The 20,230-nt window shown below is 70.0% G+C and carries 15 protein-coding genes and 1 pseudogene; 10 read left to right on the plus strand and 6 right to left on the minus strand.

What is annotated here, in order from left to right:
* Positions 1 to 3 precede the first annotated feature (3 nt).
* Positions 4 to 741, minus strand: a complete 738-nt coding sequence (locus OHS16_RS28990; protein WP_328540199.1) for a DUF4232 domain-containing protein — start codon at positions 739 to 741, stop codon at positions 4 to 6.
* 168 nt (positions 742 to 909) lie between these two features.
* Positions 910 to 2,727 (minus strand): serine hydrolase, encoded by a 1,818-nt coding sequence (locus OHS16_RS28995; protein WP_328540200.1) that lies wholly within the window; start codon positions 2,725 to 2,727, stop codon positions 910 to 912.
* Between the two features lie 153 nt (positions 2,728 to 2,880).
* Between OHS16_RS28995 and OHS16_RS29000 the strand changes: the two genes are divergently transcribed.
* Positions 2,881 to 3,981 carry a calcium:proton antiporter gene (locus OHS16_RS29000; RefSeq protein ID WP_328540201.1) on the plus strand — a complete coding sequence of 367 codons (1,101 nt, stop codon included), beginning with the start codon at positions 2,881 to 2,883 and terminating at the stop codon, positions 3,979 to 3,981.
* A gap of 129 nt (positions 3,982 to 4,110) precedes the next feature.
* A complete protein-coding gene (locus OHS16_RS29005) occupies positions 4,111 to 5,622 on the plus strand; it encodes an acyl-CoA synthetase (protein ID WP_328540202.1) in 1,512 nt (503 codons plus the stop codon).
* Here OHS16_RS29005 and paaK read toward each other — a convergent pair.
* Together paaK and OHS16_RS29015 are read right to left on the minus strand one after the other, a co-directional pair.
* Complete coding sequence (paaK, locus tag OHS16_RS29010; RefSeq protein WP_328540203.1) at positions 5,576 to 6,877, minus strand: phenylacetate--CoA ligase PaaK; 1,302 nt, start codon at positions 6,875 to 6,877, stop codon at positions 5,576 to 5,578. The genes OHS16_RS29005 and paaK overlap by 47 nt on opposite strands.
* Positions 6,878 to 7,068: 191 nt before the next feature.
* Positions 7,069 to 8,367 (minus strand): MFS transporter, encoded by a 1,299-nt coding sequence (locus OHS16_RS29015; protein ID WP_328540204.1) that lies wholly within the window; start codon positions 8,365 to 8,367, stop codon positions 7,069 to 7,071.
* Positions 8,368 to 8,420: 53 nt separating this feature from the next.
* Here OHS16_RS29015 and OHS16_RS29020 point away from each other — a divergent pair, with 53 nt between their 5' ends.
* The 6 genes and pseudogenes from OHS16_RS29020 to OHS16_RS29045 all read left to right on the plus strand — a co-directional run bounded on the left by OHS16_RS29020 (position 8,421) and on the right by OHS16_RS29045 (position 15,242).
* Positions 8,421 to 9,440, plus strand: a complete 1,020-nt coding sequence (locus tag OHS16_RS29020) for a GlxA family transcriptional regulator (protein ID WP_443042711.1) — start codon at positions 8,421 to 8,423, stop codon at positions 9,438 to 9,440.
* A gap of 122 nt (positions 9,441 to 9,562) precedes the next feature.
* Positions 9,563 to 9,805 carry a DUF397 domain-containing protein gene (locus tag OHS16_RS29025; protein WP_328540206.1) on the plus strand — a complete coding sequence of 81 codons (243 nt, stop codon included), beginning with the start codon at positions 9,563 to 9,565 and terminating at the stop codon, positions 9,803 to 9,805.
* Between the two features lie 38 nt (positions 9,806 to 9,843).
* Positions 9,844 to 10,008, plus strand: a pseudogene (locus tag OHS16_RS29030) (CGNR zinc finger domain-containing protein); the annotation flags it as partial.
* A 129-nt stretch (positions 10,009 to 10,137) separates the two neighbouring features.
* Entirely contained in the window at positions 10,138 to 13,017 is a 2,880-nt protein-coding gene (locus OHS16_RS29035) for an ATP-binding protein (protein WP_328540207.1), read from the plus strand.
* 98 nt (positions 13,018 to 13,115) lie between these two features.
* Positions 13,116 to 13,616, plus strand: a complete 501-nt coding sequence (locus OHS16_RS29040; protein ID WP_328540208.1) for a hypothetical protein — start codon at positions 13,116 to 13,118, stop codon at positions 13,614 to 13,616.
* A gap of 294 nt (positions 13,617 to 13,910) precedes the next feature.
* Positions 13,911 to 15,242, plus strand: a complete 1,332-nt coding sequence (locus OHS16_RS29045) for an N-acetylmuramoyl-L-alanine amidase (RefSeq protein WP_328540209.1) — start codon at positions 13,911 to 13,913, stop codon at positions 15,240 to 15,242.
* Between the two features lie 108 nt (positions 15,243 to 15,350).
* Here the strand turns inward: OHS16_RS29045 and OHS16_RS29050 are convergent, their stop codons facing one another.
* Positions 15,351 to 16,490: an aminoglycoside phosphotransferase family protein gene (locus OHS16_RS29050; RefSeq protein WP_328540210.1), complete on the minus strand. Its 1,140-nt coding sequence runs from the start codon at positions 16,488 to 16,490 to the stop codon at positions 15,351 to 15,353.
* A 234-nt stretch (positions 16,491 to 16,724) separates the two neighbouring features.
* On the opposite strand from OHS16_RS29050, the gene OHS16_RS29055 reads away from it, so the two are divergent.
* Positions 16,725 to 18,224, plus strand: a complete 1,500-nt coding sequence (locus tag OHS16_RS29055; protein ID WP_328540211.1) for a DNA-binding protein NsdB — start codon at positions 16,725 to 16,727, stop codon at positions 18,222 to 18,224.
* A gap of 31 nt (positions 18,225 to 18,255) precedes the next feature.
* Here the strand turns inward: OHS16_RS29055 and OHS16_RS29060 are convergent, their stop codons facing one another.
* Positions 18,256 to 19,701 (minus strand): PP2C family protein-serine/threonine phosphatase, encoded by a 1,446-nt coding sequence (locus OHS16_RS29060; protein WP_328540212.1) that lies wholly within the window; start codon positions 19,699 to 19,701, stop codon positions 18,256 to 18,258.
* Positions 19,702 to 20,019: 318 nt separating this feature from the next.
* Between OHS16_RS29060 and rpmG the strand changes: the two genes are divergently transcribed.
* Positions 20,020 to 20,184 carry a 50S ribosomal protein L33 gene (gene rpmG / locus OHS16_RS29065; RefSeq protein WP_328540213.1) on the plus strand — a complete coding sequence of 55 codons (165 nt, stop codon included), beginning with the start codon at positions 20,020 to 20,022 and terminating at the stop codon, positions 20,182 to 20,184.
* The last annotated feature ends 46 nt before the right edge of the window (positions 20,185 to 20,230 follow it).

Consider the following 20,230-nt stretch of genomic DNA (forward strand, 5'->3'; position numbering starts at 1 on the left):
CGGTCAGGATCCGATCGGATTGACGAAGGTCGCCGGGTGGGTGGCGCCGTCCTGCTGAGTGACGGCGCCACCGAACGGCCACCGCAGCTCGAACTGCTTCTTCTCGTCGGGCGGGGTGATACGCACCAGACCGGGTTCGAAGGTGCCGGACCCCTTCTGGGTGGTGGCGCCGAGGGTGATGCTGAAATCGGTGCTGTCGCCGGGCGCCAGCGAGATGGCGGTGACCGGCTTCGATGAACGGGACAGGGACCAGGTGCCGTCGTCGGACTGGTTACCGACGACGTCCACGCCGGGGAAGCCGCTGAGCGTGCAACTGTGTGAGCCGATGTTGGTGAAGGCGACGGAAGCCCGCGTCTGGTTCTCGGACTTCATGTCGGGGACCGCGTCGCCACCGGTGGCGAAGGCCGCCTTCAGGTCAGCGGTGTGACACCGGGCCGCGCCGGAGGCGCCGTTCGTCGAGCCCTTGCCCGAGCTCCCCCTGCTCGCGCTCCCCTTGGAGCTGCCGCCCGCGGAACTGCCGCCTGTGGAGGAGCCGTTGGATGACGCGGTGCCGGACCCGCCGGAACCGGCTGTCGTCGTGTCCTTGCCACCGGTACTGGCGTCGGACGCGGTGGAACTGTCCGACGCGGCCGATCCCTTGGTGTCCGAAGAGGAAGAACATGCGCCGGCGCCGAGACCCAGCGCTGTCACGGCGATGACGGCGGCAAGACGGCGGGAGAGTCGGTTCGGCTGTGCGTGCATGAGTGCGGGCCCCAGGTGTCGGCGGAAGCAGGTGATCTACGTCAGGCATCACGCACGGAGCACCGGGGGCAGTTGCGCCGGAGGCAGAACAGCTGCATGTGACATGGAACTCCGCCCGGCGGGGGAACCCGCCAGGCGAACGGGGCATCACACCACGCGCCCGGCGGTTCAGTCCTCGGAACGTGTCCATCCCGCGGCCTCGATCCGCGCCGCGTCACCGGGCCTGGCCTCGTCGAAGACCGTCCGCCGGCCGTCCTCGACCATGACTCCGTCGACGTACACCCCCCGCCCCACATACAGCGGATCGGTCGTGCAACGCCAGCGCAACCGCACCTCCTTGCCGTGCCACGCGGCGAGATCCGCGTCCAGCCGGTGCCACACCCGCCCGGACCATCCGTCGAGCGAGCCGGTCGGATGAGGCTCCGGCGCCCCGCCCCGGCGCGTGGTGGAGAAGGGCACCGGCTGCCAGGCGGCCCCTGAGTCCGCCGCGCACTCCAGGAACAGGAAGTCGGAGTGCGGCTCGGTGTCCCACCAGAGGGAGGCCGTCAGGTGCGTCCGCGCCGAGGGTGGAGTGAGCGGGGGCAGCGTGAGGGTGGCCGTGGTGGCGCTCGCCATACCGGAGAACCACGCTGTCCGCCCCTGGGCCGGAGGTACCGGCACCGCACGGGCGAGATGGTTCGCCGCGGCGACCCGTGGGGCGCTTCCGCTGCGCCAGTTGCGCACCGGGTGGACCGAGTTCCCCAGCACGATCAGAAAGGAGTCCGTGGAAGGGTCGAGCACCAGGCTGGTTCCGGTGAAGCCGGTGTGTCCGGCGGTGCGCGGGGTGGCCATCGCGCCCATGTACCAGTGCTGGTAGAGCTCGAAGCCGAGACCGTGATTGTCGCCGGGGAAGGCCGAGTTGAAGTCGGTGAACAGCAGGTCCACCGAATCACTGCGCAGAATGCGGGCCTTTCCGTAGGCACCCCCGTTCAGCAGTGTGCGGGCGAGGACGGCCAGGTCCCAGGCACAGGAGAAGATCCCGGCGTGTCCGGCGACGCCGCCGAAGCTGTAGGCGTTCTCGTCGTGCACCTCTCCCCAGACGAGCCCGCGGTCGAGTCCCGACCAGGGCAGCCGGGCGTCCTCGGTGGCGGCGATCTTCGGCTTCCAGGCGGCGGGCGGGTTGTAGCGGGTCCGGTCCATGCCGAGCGGGTCGGTGATCCCCTCGCGGAGCAGGACGTCCAGAGTGCTGCCTGTGATGGACTCAAGGACCAGCTGCAGCGAGATGAGATTGAGGTCGGAGTAGAGATACGCGGTCCCGGGTGCGTTGATCGGCGCCTCGTTCCACAGCAGCCGCAGTCGGGCATCCCGTGTCTGCTCCTTGTAGAGCGCCAGCGTCGCGCGGAAGCCCGAGGTATGGGTGAGGAGCTGGCGCACCGTCACATCCTGCTTGCCTGCGGCGGCGAACTCAGGGATGTAGGAAGCCACCTTCGCCGTCGCGTCGAGCGCGCCACGTTCGATCTGCTGCACCGCGAGGAGCGAGGTGAACAGCTTGGTGACGGAGGCCAGATCGTAGACCGTGTCCTCGGCCGTCGGGATCTGCCGGTCCGCCGGGAACTCCACGCCGGTGTCCGACGTCTCGTCGTACGCCGCATAGCGCACGGCGCGGCCGATCGGCCGGTGCAGCGCCACGGTCCCGCCCCGCCCCGCGAGCAGCACCGCGCCCGCGTACCAGGGGTGCGTGGGTGAGGGGCCGAGGAAGGTCTCCGCGTCCTTCACCAGCTGGTCCAGATGTGCGGAGAGCAGCCCTGCCTGCTCGGCGGAGCCGTGCCGCAGCGTCGTACGGCGCGAACGGGACCCCCGGCCCCGCGCGTCACGTACACCGGCGCCTTCGGCCGCGGCCGCCGGGCCGGCCGGGAGAGCCGCCAGCACCAGTGCTCCGCCGAGAGCCAGGACCCCGCCCCCGAGCCGGCGCCTGCTGATGTCCCCGCCCGCTGCGCTCTCGCCCATCAGCACTCCCTGAAAGTATTTTTCGAAGTCTTGGCCGGCCTCGGAAGCTTTCTGCCATCGGTGCGCGGGTGTCAACCCTCGGTGCGCTGTCCACCGGGCCACCCGGCGCAGCGCGACGAGCGGACCACCGGCCCCTCTGGCAGCGTGATCGCCATGAGTACGGGCACCGCGGCGCTGACACGGCAGTGGACCATCTGGGTGCCGCTGGTGGCGGTGGTGGCTCTGGCCGTCGCCTGGGGGCGCGACCTGCCCGGTTTCGCGGTCGCCCTGGTGGCGCTCTGTCTGGCCGGGGCCGTCCTGGCCGCGGTGCACCACGCCGAGGTCATCGCCCACCGGGTGGGGGAGCCCTTCGGATCACTGGTGCTCGCGGTGGCCGTCACCATCATCGAAGTCGCCCTCATCGTCACCCTGATGGCCGACGGAGGGACCAAGTACTCCGCTCTGGCCCGCGACACGGTGTTCGCCGCGGTCATGATCACCTGCAACGGGATCGTCGGCATCTCCCTCCTGGTGGGGGCGGTACGCCGCAGGGTCGCCGTCTTCAACGCGGAGGGGTCCGGCACCGCTCTGTCGGCGGTCGCCGCACTGGCCGCCCTCACGCTGGTGCTCCCGACGTTCACCACCAGCAGGCCCGGCCGTGAATTCTCCGGACCACAGCTGACTTTCGCGGCGATCGCCTCGATCTGTCTCTACGGGCTCTTCGTCGCGGTACAGACCGTGCGGCACCGGGACTACTTCCTCCCCGTCACCCAGGAGGGCACGATCCAGGACTCCGGTGGCCACGCCCCGCCACCCGGCCGGGTGGCGGCGCTGTGGAGCCTGGCGTTGCTGCTCGTCGCGCTCATCGCGGTGGTGGGCAACGCGAAGGCGATCTCGCCCACGCTGGAGACCGGTGTCGAGGCCGCCGGTCTGCCCCATGCGGTGGTCGGGGTGATCATCGCGCTGCTGGTGCTGCTGCCCGAGACCCTGGCCGCCGTGCGGGCCGCTCGCCGGGACCGCGTCCAGACCAGTCTCAATCTGGCGCTGGGCTCGGCGATGGCGAGCATCGGTCTGACCATTCCCGCCATCGCGCTGGCCTCCGTCTGGCTCACCGGTCCGCTGCTGCTCGGCCTGGACGCCACCCATATGGTTCTGCTCGTACTCACCGTCCTGGTGGGCGCCCTGACCATCGTCCCCGGGCGGGCCACGTTGATGCAGGGCGGTATCCATCTGGCGGTGTTCGCCGCCTTCGTGTTCCTTGCCATCAGCCCCTGACTCGCCGTCGTCCGGCCGCGGACGTCCCGCAGTGGCGCTCCGGTCACGACGCCCGGGCCGCATCGCCGTGACCGGCCGGGAGCAGCCGTTCCCCTTGACCTGATTCCGGACGGAACGCAGGATCACGCCATGACCGCAGCACGCAGCAATACAGTCGACGGGATCCTGCGCCGCAGCGCACGGCGAGTGCCCGGGCGCACCGCGGTGCGCTACGGGAACCGCTCATGGACCTATGCGGCGCTGGACGAGGCGGTGACCACCGCAGCCGCCGTACTCGCCGGACACGGGCTGCGGCCCGGAAGCCGGGTCGCCTCCTACGGCCACAACTCGGACGCCTACCTCATCGGGTTCCTCGCCTGCGCCCGGGCGGGACTGGTGCACGTCCCGGTGAATCAGAACCTCACGGGCGACGACCTGGCGTACATCCTCGGTCAGTCGGGCAGCGCGCTGGTGCTCACCGATCCGGACCTGGCCGTCCGTGTGCCAGGGGAACTGCCGGTACGTCTGCTGCGCGACAGTGACGACTCGCTGCTGGCGGAACTGGGCACGCCACGGCCGTTCGACCCGGAGCCCGCGCCCGAGTCGGAGGACCTGGTCCAACTGCTCTACACCTCGGGCACGACGGCGCTCCCCAAAGGCGCCATGATGACGCACCGTGCGCTGGTGCACGAGTACGTCAGCGCCATCCATGCCCTGGACCTGAGGGAGACCGACCGGCCCGTCCATTCGCTGCCGCTCTACCATTCGGCGCAGCTGCATGTCTTTCTGCTGCCGTATCTGGCGGTGGGCGCGGAGAACACGATCCTCGACGCACCGGACGCCGCGACGATCTTCGACCTGGCCGAGGCCGGCCGGGCCGACAGTCTCTTCGCACCACCCACCGTCTGGATCGGCCTGGCGAACCATCCCGACTTCGCCTCCCGAGATCTGGGCGGACTGCGCAAGGCTTTCTACGGCGCCTCGATCATGCCGGTGCCCGTCCTGGAGCGGTTGCGTGAGCGGCTGCCCGGCCTCGCCTTCTACAACTGCTTCGGACAGAGCGAGATCGGCCCGCTGGCCACCGTCCTGGGCCCGGACGAGCACCGGGGACGGATGGACTCCTGCGGCAGGCCCGTCCTCTTCGTCGAGGCCAGAGTGGTCGACGAGGACGGAAAGGAGACGCCGGACGGAACGGCGGGAGAAGTCGTCTACCGCTCGCCGCAGCTCTGCGAGGGCTACTGGGGCAAACCGGAGGAGACGGCCGAGGCGTTCAGGGACGGCTGGTTCCACTCCGGAGATCTGGCGGTGCGCGACGCGGAGGGCTACTTCACCGTGGTCGACCGGGTGAAGGACGTCATCAACTCAGGTGGTGTACTGGTCGCTTCACGTCAGGTCGAGGACGCCCTCTACACCCACCCCGCTGTCGCCGAGGCGGCCGTCGTGGGGCTTCCCGACGAGCGCTGGATCGAGGCCGTGACGGCTGTGGTGGTGACACGGCACCAGGTCACCGAGGACGAACTCGTTCTGCACGCACGGGAGATGCTGCCGCACTTCAAGGCACCCAAGCGCATCCTGTTCGTCGACTCGCTGCCGCGCAACGCCAGCGGGAAGATCCTCAAACGTGAACTCCGGGACCGCTTCGCAGATCCACAACCCTCTTGATCTTCCCCACCGATCGCTCCAGCGTCTCCGGGTCGACGATCTCGACCTGCACGGAGAGCCCGATGGAGTCCTTGACGGCCGCCGCGACCCGCCCCGCCGCCGCGTCGCGGACCTGCGGAGAACTGTCCGCCCGCGCCTCCACCCGCACGGTCAGTGCGTCCATCCGGCCCTCCCGGGTGAGCCGCAGCTGGAAGTGCGGCGCGAGTCCGGGGGTGCGCAGCACGATTTCCTCGACCTGGGTCGGAAAGAGGTTGACGCCACGCACGATCATCAGGTCGTCGCTCCGGCCGGTGATCTTCTCCATCCGCCGGAAGACCCGTGCGGTGCCGGGCAGCAGCCGGGTCAGGTCCCTGGTCCGGTAACGGATCACCGGCATCGCCTCCTTGGTGAGGGAGGTGAAGACCAGCTCGCCCCGCTCACCGTCGGGCAGCACCTCACCGGTGACCGGGTCGACCACCTCCGGATAGAAGTGGTCCTCCCAGATGTGCAGACCGTCCTTGGTCTCGACGCATTCCTGTGCGACACCTGGCCCCATGACCTCGGAGAGTCCGTAGATGTCGACGGCGTCGATCGCGAACCGCTGCTCGATCTCCTTGCGCATCTCCTCGGTCCACGGCTCCGCACCGAAGATGCCGATTTCGAGTGAGGTGGTCCGCGGGTCGATCCCCTGACGTTCGAACTCGTCGAGCAGGGTCAGCATGTAGGTCGGAGTCACCATGATGATCTCGGGGCGGAAATCCTGGATCAGCTGTACCTGGCGTGCGGTCATCCCGCCCGACGCGGGGATCACCGTGCAGCCGAGCCGCTCCGCCCCGTAGTGCGCCCCCAGACCACCGGTGAACAGTCCGTATCCGTAGGCCACATGGACCTTGTGCCCGGGACGGCCGCCGGCTGCCCGGATCGAACGGGCCACCACATCCGCCCAGGTGGAAAGGTCCCGCTCGGTGTAGCCGACAACGGTCGGGCGGCCGGTGGTTCCGCTGGAGGCGTGGATGCGGCGGACGTCGGCCTGCGGCACGGCGAACATCCCGAAGGGATAGTGGTCGCGCAGGTCGGCCTTGGCGGTGAAGGGGAAGCGGCCCAGGTCGGCGAGTGTCCGGCAGTCGTCGGGGCGCAGGCCGGCCCTGTCGAATGATTCCCGGTAGAAACGGACGTTCTCGTAGGCGTGCCGCAGGGTGGCACGCAGCCGCTCGATCTGCAGCGCTTCGAGCTCCTGACGGCCGAGCTGCTCCATCGTATCCAGCAAGGGTGTCATAGGGGCCACTCCTGTCCCGCCCGGACGACCGATCATTCGGTCGATCTGTTCGTGATCAGTAATTCAGGAGCGAGGGGGAGCGTCAAGGGATCCGCCGGGACATCCGCCGGGACGGAGAACGGGAGGCCGCGGACGGATCCCGTCGGTCCGCCGGGCAGGCCTGGCGGGACCGACGGGTCCTGAGGCAGGCATCAGTGGTGCGGCGCCGGGAGTCCGGCGGCCGGACGCCGGGCGATCAGCAGGGACAGCAGCGCACCCGCCCCGCACACCGCCCCGACGGAGAACCACAGCGGGTCGTACGAGCCGAAGGCGTCCCGGGCCGCCCCGCCGGCCAGGGCGGCGAGTCCGGCGCCCAGCTGATGCGCGGTCGTCACCCAGCCGAAGACGACCGGACTGTCACTGCCGTACAGCTCCCGGCAGAGGGCGAGCGTCGGCGGCACGGTGGCCACGTCCAGAAGCCCGAAGAGCACGACGAAAGCGACCATCGGAGGCCCGACGGTGGATGTCATCAGCATCGGCAGGCACAGCAGCGTCACGCCGCGCAGAGCGTAGTACGCGGAGAGCAGCCGGCGGGGATCGAGGCGGTCGGTCAGCCAGCCGGAGAACACCGTGCCCCCGACGTTGAAGACACCGATCAGTGCGAGCAGCGACGACGCGGTGGTCGCCGGCATCCCGTGGTCATGGGCGGCCGGTGTGAAGTGGGCCCACATCACACCGTTGGTCGAGGCCCCGCAGATCGCGAACGTGGCGGCGAGCAGCCAGAAGGGGGCGGTCCGCGCGGCCGTACCGAGGACCCCCGCGGTACGGGCCGCCGTGCCGCGCACACGTACCGGACCGTGGTCCAACTCCCGCGCGCCGTAGGCCCGTAGACCGGAGCCGGCGGGACGGTCACGAAGCAGGACGAGCACCGGCGGCAGCACCGCGACCGCGATCAGGGCGAGCAGTACGGCCGCGGTCCGCCACCCGCGCCCTGTCACCACCCACGACAGCAGCGGCAGGAAGACGAACTGGCCGAAGACCCCGGCGGCGGTGAGAATCCCGGCGACGAGCCCGCGGCGGCGGACGAACCAGCGGCTGGTGACGGTGGCCGCGAAGGTCAGCGCCATGGAACCGGACCCCAGCCCGATGAGCACGCCCCACGTCAGCACGTACTGCCAGGGTGCGGTCATCGCGGTGCTCAGCAGTGCTCCCGCGGCGACCAGGGCCAGCGCCCCGCCCACCACCCGGCGCATGCCGAAGCGGTCCATCAGTGCGGCGGCGAACGGCGCGATGATTCCGTACAGCACCATGTTCACGGAGGCGGCGAAGCCGATCGAGCCGCGCGACCAGCCGAACTCCCGGTGCAGGGGGCCGACGAAGAGCCCCGCCGTGGTGGTGAACGCTCCGGCGGCGACGATGGCCAGTGCTGCCGCGCCGGCCACCCACCATGCGGGATGAATGCGCCTTCGCTGCCGTACGGGACCCGGATGCCGGGTGACGATGTCTGCCATGTACCGACCCTGCGCCGGAGGGCCGAGACCTGGCCAGTGGCGAGAAGGACAGGATGTGCAAGGATCTCGCCATGGGATTTGCCGGCACGGGAACCGACGAAGGACAGCCTCACCGAGTGGCGGTTCTCGTCCGGCCCGGGCTGCTCCCGATGGAGCTGGGCATCGTCCACCAGCTGTTCCGCCAGGCGAGGTCGGCCGCCGGCGAACCGCTGTACGAGGTCCTGACCTGCACCGTCGAGCCCGGTGAGGTGCGTACCTCGGCCGACGTCACGGTCAATGTCGTCCATGGCCCCGATCTGCTCGCCGAGGCGGACACCGTCGTCGTTCCGGCCTCCGACGAGGACTACGGGCCCCGCTCGGAACCGCGGCTGCCGCCCGCACTCGCCGAGGCGTTCGCCCGGGTCCGTCCCGGCACCCGCCTCGCCTCTGTCTGCACGGGCTCCTTCGTCCTCGCGGCAGCCGGTTTCCTGGACGGCAGGCGCGCCACCACGCACTGGCGCTCGGCGGGGGATCTGCGGCGTCTTCATCCGTCCGTCGATGTCGACCCCGATGTGCTCTACACGGACGACCGCAATGTCCTCACCTCGGCGGGAGTGGCCTCGGGCATCGATCTGTGTCTGCACATGATCCGCAGTGATCACGGGGTGTCGGTCGCCAACGAGGTGGCGCGCTCCACGGTCGTACCGCCCCACCGGGAGGGCGGCCAGGCACAGTTCATCCCCTGTCCGGTGCCCGCTCCCGAGCAGTCGTCGACCGGCCGCGCACGGTCCTGGGCCCTCGAGCATCTGGGTGACCGCCTCACCCTCGCCGCCCTCGCGGAGCGCGCATCGATGAGTACCCGCAGTTTCTCGCGCCGCTTCTGCGAGGAGGTCGGGCTCACTCCTGTCCAGTGGCTGACCCAGCGGCGCGTCGACCGTGCGAGGCAACTCCTCGAGGAGACCGACCTGCCCGTGGACCGGGTTGCGGCCGATGCCGGGTTCGGGACCGCGGCATCCCTGCGCATCCGTCTGCACGAGGCGCTGGGAGTCTCTCCGAGTGCTTACCGCACGACGTTTCGCGGCGGCAGGCACTGAGCGGCGAAGGTCACGCCAGGGTCCGGCGGTCAGTACCCGCGCCGGTCCTGTCGTGGCCTGTTCGTCATCCGCGCCGATCGCTAGGGTGGCTCCCGGACGACGAACGCGGGAGGAGTACGGACGTGGCCGAGAGCACCACCCCTCAGCGCACCCTTGCCGGCTGGGACAAGCCGGAAATCGATCTCACCCATGCGGACTGGCAGTCGGGGAGCCAGGGCCGGGGCGATGTACAGATCGCCTTTGTGGAGGGCTTCATCGCGATGCGCAACGCGGGCAAACCGGGCAGCCCGTCACTGATCTTCAATCCGGGCGAGTGGCGGGCATTCGTCCTGGGCGCCCGTGACGGGGATTTCGATCTGACCTGACCGGCTACGGGTGCGGGCCGGCGGCTGATGGCAGGGCGCGCTGCCACGCCCCGCGTTGCGTGCGCTACTTCCTCAAGGAGCACCCGCGCCAGGAATGGTGCAAGCCTTCCCGCGGGAATCGCGCGCGGGTGGCGCGCCACCATGCACGCCGGAAGGATCCGGCTGCCCGGGCGGACGCCGGCGTCCCGGAGCCAACCCGCTGAGCGACCGCGTCCGGGTTTTCCGCAACAGCTCACACCGCGCGCGCGGCGGCGTACGCTGAGCTCTCTCACGGACGTACGACCGCCGGCGCGTCACGCGCGGGTACGCACGCCCGAGCAGGGGGGTGCGCCATGATCAGACGTCGGCTGCTCGAACGCGAAGCCGAACTCGCCGCTGCCGACGAGGCGTTGCGGGAACTCACCGGACTCCGCCGCGACGAGGGGGAGCCACCGGTGCGGCCACGCGGTGCGCTGCTCGCATACGCAGGACCGGCCGGGCTGGGCAAGACGACGGTACTCGCCGAGGTCCGGCGACGCGCCGCGGCGCAGGGCTGCACCGTTCTGTCCGCGCGGGGCAGCGACCAGGAACAGCAAGTTGCCTTTCACGTGGCCCGCCAGCTGATCCAGCCCCAGCTCGCGGGATCGTCCGATGCCCAACTCCGGGCCTCCCTCGGCAGCTGGTACGCGATCGTCGGCCCTGCCCTCGGTCTGTGCACGGCAGAAAGCGGAGCGCCGCCGGACCCCCAGGGCCTCCGCGACGGCCTCGACTGGGTACTCACCCATCTCGCCGTGCAGCGCGCGCCGTTGGTGCTTGTCCTCGACGACGCCCACTGGGCCGACCCGGAGTCGCTCAGCTGGCTCTCGTCCTTCGCGCCCCGTGCCGAAGACCTGCCGATGCTCCTCGTCGTCGCGTATCGCCCGGACGAACTCCCGGACCATGCACAGGAGTTCAGAGGGCTGCCGGGGCGGGCCGGACACCGTCCCATCGATCTGGAACCGCTCACAGCGACAGCTGTCGGCCGGCTGGTGCGCGAGCGCGTCGGTGCGCACGCGGACGACGCGTTCTGCCGCGAGTGCTGGGCCGTCACCGCGGGCAACCCGTTCGAGGCCGTCGAGCTCACCGCCAAGGTCCATGACCGGGGGCTGGCCCCCAGTGAGGACAGTGCTCATCTGCTGAGGGACCTGGCCGCCGCGGTCAAGGGCAGCGGTCTCGTCGCCCGTCTCGAACGGCTCGGTCCTTCCACCGTGCGGTTCGCCTGGGCCTGCGCCGTGGTCGGCACCGGCATCTCCCCGGAACTGGCCGCGGACATCGCGGGGCTGGGTACCGAGGAGGCCGCCGACGCGGCCGACAGGCTGCGGGACGCGCGTATCCTCACCGGTTCCGACGCCCTGGAATTCGTTCATCCGCTGATCGCCACCGCCGTCTACCGCGCCATTCCCGACGGTGTGCGGGTCGCTCTGCACGGTCAGGCCGCCTGGTCCGTCATCGACGCCGGTCTGGGGTCCCCGGCGGCTGCCCGTCACCTGCTCGAAACGCACCCGGAAGGCGACCCCTGGGTCGTGCGTCACCTGCGGGCGGCGGCGGGCGAGATGCTGAGGGCCGGTGCCCCCGACGCGGCACGACGTTATCTGGCACGCGCACTGCGGGAGCCACCGCCGTTCGACGACCGGGCGAGCGTGCTCTACGAGCTGGGGTGCTCCTCCCTGCTCACCGAGCCCGCCACCACCGTCAACCATCTGCGGGCCGCACTCGAGGAGCCGATCGCCGCTCCCGGAATCCGGCAGGGCATTGTCTACCGGCTCGCCCAGGTCCTGGCCCACAGCGACCGGCTCGCCGAGGCGACCGAGACCCTGGGCCGTGAGCTGAGCCTGACATCGGACGCCAGGACCCGGCTGCGGATCCAGTCGGAAAAGTTCATGTGGGACGCCTTCCGTTCGGACGAACCCGACTCGCCGGCCCGCTCCAGGCGTCTGGCCAGGCTCGCCGACCGGCTGACCGGACGCGATCTCACGGAGCGCTACATCATCGGGCTGCGGGCCTGGGACGCCACCCTCAGGGGCGAACCTTCGGACATCGCGCTGCACCAGGCCGAGCGGGCCCTCGAAGGCGGTCTGAGCTGGGCCGACGAGAGCCGGGGCTTCGAGGTACCGGTCCTGACCGCCCTGGTGTTCATGTACGCCGACCGGCCCGGCAGGGCCGAGGAGCTCTTCGCCGGAGGCACCGCTGAATTCGAACGCCAGGGGTGGCGTGGTGCCCATCTGTCCTTCGCGTACACCCTGCTCGCCTATATCCGCTTCCGCCGCGGACGGCTCATCGAGGCGGAGGAATTCGTCCGGGCAGGCATGCGCCTGGCCGAGCGGGTGGGCACCCGTACGCCCGTGCAGTTCTATGCGACCGGCGTCCTCATCGAGGTCCTGCTGGCCCGCGGGAAGGTCGAAGAGGCCGCAGCGGCCGCCGAGCAGTACGGCTTCGGTGAGCCCTTCCCCGCCGCAGTGACCTTCCCCGACTCGCAGACCGTGTACGGCGAGCTCATGCTGGCCTGCGGCAAGGTCAAGGAGGCGGTGGCTCAGCTCTCCGCCGCGGGGCGCAGGCTCGAGCCGCGGGGGATCCGCAACCCGGCCTGGTGTCCCTGGCGCTACCACCTTGCCGTCGCCGAGATGCACGAAGCACCCGAGCGGGCCCGTGACACGGTGTTCGAAGCGCTGAACCGTGCCCGGCAGTTCGGCACCCCGTCCGCCATCGGCCAGGCACTGCGCGTCGCCGCCGAGGTATGCGGGACGAACGAGCGCACCAAGCTCCTCGAGGAGTCCGTCGCCCAGCTGGAATGCTCGCCGGCCGGCTACGAACTCGCCCGGGCGCTGATCGCTCTGGGTGCTCACGAGCGACGCACCGGCCGGCCGCAGGAGGCCGCTGACCACCTCTACCGCGGCCTCGAGGATGCGGTGCAGTGCGGCGCCGACGCCCTCGCGGACCAGGCACGCGACGAACTGGCGAAGGCCGGCCTGCGCCCCCGAAGACTCCGCTCCACCGAGACCGACACGCTCACCTCCCGGGAGCGCACCGCGGCGACCATGACAGTGCGGGGACAGACCCCGTCCGCCGTCGCCGCGGCGCTCGACACCGACGAGGCCACGGTCGGGCGCCTGCTGTCAGGCGTGTACCGCAAGGTCGGCACGGACAGGGCGGGGCTGGACGAAGCCCTCGGCGGGAACCGCGACGGCGGGTCCTGAAGGCCTGACGGCTCCCCGGTGATCCATCGCGTGGGTCCGGCCCGGAGCCCCGGCCGCCCCCGCTTCGGCGGACGGCTCAGGACACGTACCATGGCTCCATGTCCTTCCTCCGCCGCCGCAGCGCCGCCACTCCAGCGGGCCCGGACTTCGACGTTCTGGCCATGGACCCGGGCGACTGGCCCGGCAACCTCGGCGCCGGACTCCTGCCCGCCCCCGACGGCAGCTGCCAGGGTGTCTTTCTGCGGTACGACCTCTTCGGCGGTCGCGGTCCGGCAATGATCATCGGCAATCTGCCGGAGGGTTCGCCGGCCCGGGAGCTCGGTGAGGGCCAGGTTCCCTTCGAGGTGGCCCAACTGCTCGCGGCACTCGAGAACGACGAGCCCGTCGAGGTGCTCGACGCCGAAGACACGCCCGTGATGCAGGGGGACAACCTCCTGATCGTGCGGCGCCTCAAGCTCTCCGAGGGCCGCATCTCCTGCGTGCAGTTCGACCGCAGCGACAATGTTCTCGTCACCATCGCCAGCTGGGACCGGCCGATCACCGACGATCTGTACACGCTGCTGAAGCCGCTCCCGGCCGAGATGTTCCAGCAGGGCTGACAGCGCCTCGCTGCGGCTCGTCCCCACCCCTTTCCACTGCGCCCCGGGCAGACGCTGCCACGGGGCGTACCGCTGTACCCGCACGCCAGGGGTGTAAAGGTCAGGTAACACGGCTCCGCCAGAGTGTGGTCGCCGCTCCTTCTTCGCAGGTCAACGGTCATGCCAGTGGTCTGGACAACTGTTTCAACAGGCAGCCTGCGCGGCTCTCTTGACGTGCTATCACCTCAGGTCACAGAGTGCGCCCGTACGGCACGTGAGATCAACCCGGCGCAACTCCCGGCAAGAAGGGCTGTCATGACGTCCAAGCAGAGGATCAGACTCGCACTCGCGCTGACCACAGCGAGTGCCTTCAGCCTTGCGCTGCTCAGCCCAGCGGCACAGGCGAGTACGCAGGGCACACGGCCGGAGTGTCCGCGCACCCTGGACTGCGAATGGGTTCCCGCCGCCTACCAGCAGACCGGTGATCCTTCGGACAAGGAGACGTACGGCAACTACGACACCGCCGACCGCCCGCACACCACGAAGATCAAGTACATCGTCCTGCACGACACCGAGGAGACCTTCGACAAGACCCTTCAGATCTTCCAGGACCCGCACAGGGCGGCATCGGCGCACTACGTGGTCCGGTCGAGTGACGGACATGTGGCCCAGATGGTGAAGGACAAGGACGTCGCCTGGCAGGCCGGGAACTGGTACATCAACTCGCAGTCCATCGGTATCGAGCAGGAGGGCGTCGCGACGGAGGGTGCCAAGTGGTTCACCCCCGAGATGTACAACTCGACGGCGAAGCTTGTGCGCTATCTCGCGGCCAAATACGACATCCCGCTCGACCGCCAGCACATCATCGGACATGACAACGTGCCGCCCACCAGCGCAGCGGGGACAGCCGCCATGCACTGGGACCCGGGAACCTACTGGGACTGGAACTACTTCATGGCCCTGCTTGGCAGGCCCACCTTCCCCACCGCCCGGCCGAGCAGCCAACTGGTCACCGTCAACCCGGTGTTCCGGCAGAACATCCAGTCCTTCAGGGACTGCGAGAAGAAGATCGATCTGCCCGCCCAGGCGTCCAGCGCCGTGCCGCTGTACACCGAACCCTCCACCGACGCCCCGCTCTTCTCCGACCCCGGCCTGCACACCGACGGTTCGCCGGGCACCAACTGCGCGGCCGACTGGGGAAGCAAGGTCAGCTCTTCGCAGCAGGCAGTCGTGGCCGAGCGCAGGCCCGGCTGGACCGCGATCTGGTGGTACGGCCAGAAGGCGTGGCTGCAGAGCCCGTCAGGCACCAGGACCACCACCCCGACCGCCGGCTACGTCGTCCGGCCGAAGGCCGGCAGTGCCGGGGTTCCGGTGTACGGCGTGGCCTACCCGGAGAAGGGTGAGTACCCGGCCGACTTCACCGCGCCGCATGTGGGCACGCCCCTGCCGTACACCATCAAGCCCGGCCAGGCATACCCCGGCGGTGGCGAGGCGCCCACCGGCTACTACTACGCCCCCACGATCGATGCCTCCTACCCCTACGACCACACCTACTTCCCCGGCGCGACCACGTACGTGACGGTACAGATCGGTCACCGGGTGGCATTCGTCAAGTCGGCTGACGTGGACATCGTCCGGACCCGCTGAGGTCCGGTCTCACCGTTGGCAGCAGTAAAGCGCGGTGCGCGCCCAGGGTGTCTGCGCTGGGCGCGCACCGCGCTTCCCCCTCGGAAGCCGGTAGCCGTGACCGGTGGCTCAGCGCGTACCGACCGCCGCGCGCACGGCCCTGCGGGCCAGAGCGCAGTCGTCGTGCAGACGCCGGAGCAGCAGCCGCTGCTCCTCACCGTGGGACAGCACACCCGGCTGGGTCTGATGGCCCGCACCCGTCGGTGACCCCTCACGGACGGTGCGCCGAACCGCCGTCTCGTACGTGCGGATCTCCCGGGTCAGGACCAGCATCAGATTCACCAGGAAGGCGTCCCGGGAGGCCGGGCCGGCGGACTGGGCGAGCTGGCTGATCTGCCGGCGCGCCACCGGCGCGTCGCCCAGCACGGACCAGAGGGTGGCCAGGTCGTACCCGGGCAAGTACCAGCCCGCGTGCTCCCAGTCGACGAGCACCGGTCCGGCAGGCGACAGCAGGATGTTGGAGAGCAGTGCGTCGCCGTGACAGAACTGGCCGGTGCCCTGACGGCCGCCGGAGTGCGCGAGGCCGTGCAGAAGTTTCTGGAGGTCACCCAGATCCCGGTCGGTGAAGAGACCGAGCTCGTGATAGCGGGCGATCCTTGAGGCGTAGTCGAGCGGCTGGTCGAACATCCCGGCCGGCGGCCGCCAGGTGTTGACCTTGGTGATCGCCCCCAGCACCGACCGGATGTCCGCCCGTGGCGGGGCCTCCACGGGATGCCGCTGCAGTGCCGCCGCTCGTCCGGGCATCCGCTCGATCACCAGGATGCAGTTCTCGGGATCGGCGGCGATGAGCCGCGGAACCCGCACCGGTGGACGGTGCCGGACGAACGTACGGTATGCAGCTATTTCCTGACGGAACCGCTCGGACCAGGCGGGGGAGTGGTCGATTAAACACTTGGCGACGGCAGTTGTGCGCCCTGTCGTGCCGACGAGCAGCACGGACCGGCCGCTACGGCGCATCACCTGCACCGGGTTGAACTCCGGACAGATGCGGTGCACCGACGCGATGGCCATGCGCAGCTGCGCGCCCTGAGGGCCGGACAAGTCGAGTCTCCCGCTGAGCGGTTGGGTACTCGGGCCCGCCGTCCGCCGGGCCCGACCTGCGCCGAGCGCCGCTACGGCGTGGGAGGGGTCGAGGTACGGTCCGCCACCTGTCGGGAGAGAACGGTGCGGCCGAGGCGGGGCGGACACGGAGGACGATGCTGTGTACATGGGGGATACAGATCCCTTCGTGTGCCGACGAGTTACGTGCGCAGCCCTGGCTCGGCGGCCGGGACATACCCTGGGGAGTACGGTCCGGCCGCCGGGCCAAGGTGGCGCATTCCTACCTGACACCGGCCCGCGGGTGGCACACCATCTGGCGCACCCTGGCGAACCCTGGCGAATAGTCGCGGGGCATCTGACAGAGGGTTACTGTCAAATCAGCCGAGAACCTGGGGGCTTGACGTGACCGGACTACCCAACACCCGCCTAGCAGACCTGTTCGGCCTGGCCGGCTGGTCCAAGGGCGAACTCGCGAGACTCGTGAACCGGCAGGCGGCCGTGATGGGCCACCAGCAGCTGGCGACCGACACCTCGCGGGTGCGGCGCTGGATCGACATGGGTGAGAGCCCACGCGATCCCGTACCGAAAGTGCTGGCAGCCCTGTTCACCGAGCGGCTCGGTCGTGTCGTGACCATCGAGGACCTCGGGTTCGTACGGCCTGGGCGCGCGGGTGGACGGCAGGACGCCGGGAACGCGGAGCAGACAGCGAATCCGGACGGCCTCCCGTGGGCGCCAGAACGGACGGCAGCGGTCCTCACCGAATTCACGGGAATGGACCTCATGCTCAACCGACGCGGCTTGGTGGGCGCAGGCGCTGCGCTTGCCGCAGGCTCCGCACTCAGCAGCGCCATGCACGACTGGCTACACACCGATCCGGCCCTTGCTTCGGACGCCCCTCGCATCGACGATCCGCTCCGCGCCGACCAGGCGGGGTTCGACCGCTACGAGGCCGCTCCCATCGGCTCACAGGAGATCGAGGCACTGGAGCACTCCGTGGAGGTCTTCCGCGCCTGGGACGCCTCACGAGGCGGCGGACTGCAGCGCAAGGCGGTCGTGGGACAGCTGAACGAGGTGGGAGGCATGCTCTCCTACCGCCACCCCGATCTGCTCCAGCGGCGTCTGTGGGGCGTCGCGGCCAACCTCGCCGTACTCGCGGGCTGGATGTCCCACGACGTGGGTCTCGAGCCGACGGCCCAGAAGTACTTCGTTATCGCCGCTCACGCGGCGCGCGAGGGCGGCGACCGGCCGCGGGCCGGCGAAGCTCTCTCCCGAGCCGCGCGTCAGATGGTCCATCTCGGCCGCCCCGACGACGCGCTCGACCTGATGAAGCTCGCCAAGACCGGCTCCGGAGAGGAGACCCTGCCGCGCACCCGCGCCATGCTGCACACCATTGAAGCGTGGGCGCAGGCGGCCATGGGCCATGGTCAGGCGATGCGCCGTACGCTCGGCGAGGCCGAGGAGCTCTTCGTCTCGGACCGGGGTGATGTGCCGCCGCCGAGCTGGATGCAGATGTTCGACGAGGCGGACCTGCACGGAATGCAGGCACTCGCCTTCCGCACGCTCGCGGAGCACGAGCCGTCGGCCGCGGCCGCGGCCCAGCGCCACGCGAAGCACGCACTGGAGCTGAGGATCAACGGCCGGCAGCGCTCGAAGATCTTCGACTACATCTCGCTGGCTTCCGCCTGCTTCATCGCGGACGATCCCGAGCAGGCCGACCGCTACGCGCGTCTCGCCCTGGTGTCCATGGGCGAGACCTCGTCGCACCGCACCTGGGACCGGCTGCGCGAGATGTACCGGCTCACCGGCCAGTACGCCGGCCATGGGACCATCCAGGGCCTCCGGGAGGAAATCCAGCTGGCTCTGCCCAGGCAGCCGAAGCGTTCGAGGAGCGAGGGAGTCTAGCGAGCCCTGTCCGGCCCTCATCACTCGGTCGTCAGAGGGACCCGACCCGTGCGACCAGTACACAGGCGTCGTCCTGGCGTTCCGGCTCGTCGCACTCTTCGATGATCACCCGTAGACACTCGTGTGCGGTACGGGTACCGGTGAACCGCGGTGCGAGCGTGAGCAACCGGTCCTGGCCAGACTCATCCGTGGCATCGCGGCGTGTCAGTCCGGCGGTGTGCAGTACCAGCACGTCGCCAGGCCGGAGCTGCACCTCGGCCTGCCCGAACGCGGCCCCCGGTGCCGTGCCGAGCAGCATCCCGCTCGGCGGCGTCAGCGCGCACCCCGCTCCCTCGCGGAACAGCAGGGGTGCGGGGTGTCCCGCCTGTGCCCAGGTCAGGACCTGGCTGACCTGGTCGTAGGTGCAGCACACCGCGCTGCCGATGGCCGGCTGCGCGGACGCTTCCACGAGTTGGTTCAGGTGGCCCATCAGGCGGCCGGGCTCGATACCGGCCACGGCCATCCCGCGCAACGCGCCGAGCAGCATGGCCATTCCGGAGGTGGCACTCACCCCATGACCGGTGAGATCTCCCGCACTGAGCAGCGAACGGCCGTCGGGCAGTTCCATGACGTCGTACCAGTCGCCGCCGATGAGTGCGGGTGCAGCCGACGGCAGGTAGTGCGCGGCCAGGTCCAGCGCCGCCGGCCCGCTGTGCGCGAGTTCCATCGGCCCCTGCCAGCTCGGCAGCACGGCCTGCTGCAGATCGACGGCGGCCCGGCGCTCGGTCCTGATGATCTGCTGCCGGCGCTGCAGCGTCTCCTCGGTCTCGTGCACCGCCCGCTGGCTGCGCCGGAGGTCGCTGACATCACGCAGCACCGCCCACATGGAGGCGGTGCAGCCGTCGTTGTCGAGCACGGGTTCGCCCATCATGTGCAGCGTCCGTGTCGTTCCGTCGCTGCGCACGATCCGGAATTCCCCGTCGATCGGCTTTCCGTCCACCAGGCAGTCGGTCACCAGGACAGTGAGCCGCGACTGGTCGTCGGGCCGCAGTAGGGAGGGGAGCTCGTCGAGGGACAGCGGCCCCTTCTCCGGGGGCCGCCCGAAGATCCGGTACACCTCGTCGGACCAGCTCATCTCATCGGTGAGGAGGTTCCACTCGGCACTGCCGACCCGGCTGAGCAGTGCGCCCGTCGGAAGATCGGCCGGGGCGCGGTACGACGCGCCGCGCCCTTGGTCGGAGACCGTGGCCGCAGTGTCCGCCGGGAGGCCCTCCTTGAGCTGGCCCAGATGCGCGCCGAGATCATCGAGATGGTGGACCGCCAGATCACACAGAGCCCGGTGCCAGCGTCCCTGGGCCTCGTCGTCCTCGGCCACCGCGTCACGGCGGACCGCGTCCAGGTCGCCGCGCAGCCTGCGGGTCCGGGTGATGAGGGCGTCGACGCTGCCCCGCTCAGGTGGTTGCGGGGCGGGGCGGTCCGCGAACACATGGGACGGCATGACGTACTCCGATACGGGCGCGGCGCGGCCTGGGCTGCAGAAGGACCGGTAACGACTGTTGCACAGCGAGCCATGGCCCGTAAGGCAATTGGCAACACTCGATGCGATGGTGCCTCTGGAATATGTCAATGGCTCGCAATGCCCGCCGCGGAAGGTATCCAACCGGTCTGCCCTCGTCGATCGTGGGCCCGGAGACTTCGCGGGGCGGCCGGGAATGGCCTGGGCGCTCCCTCTGTTGCACCTCTCGAGAAGTTAATGAAAACGACATCCGGTGTCACTAAAACGCCGGATCCGCTGGATCCGTTCGGAGGCAACGCCATGGCACGCAACGATGTCCGACCGGTCGTGACACTTCGGTCGACAGCCGGCACGGGGTACTCGTATGTGACGCGCAAGAACCGCCGCACCAACGGAGACCGCCTCGTGCTGCGCAAGTTCGACCCCCGGCTCGGTGCGCATGCCGAGTTCCGTGAGGAGCGCTGACCGCCGTCACCGGCTCCTCCGCCGTCACCGCATACGCGGCTGACAC

The organism is Streptomyces sp. NBC_00344, assembly GCF_036088315.1.
Taxonomy (GTDB): domain Bacteria; phylum Actinomycetota; class Actinomycetes; order Streptomycetales; family Streptomycetaceae; genus Streptomyces.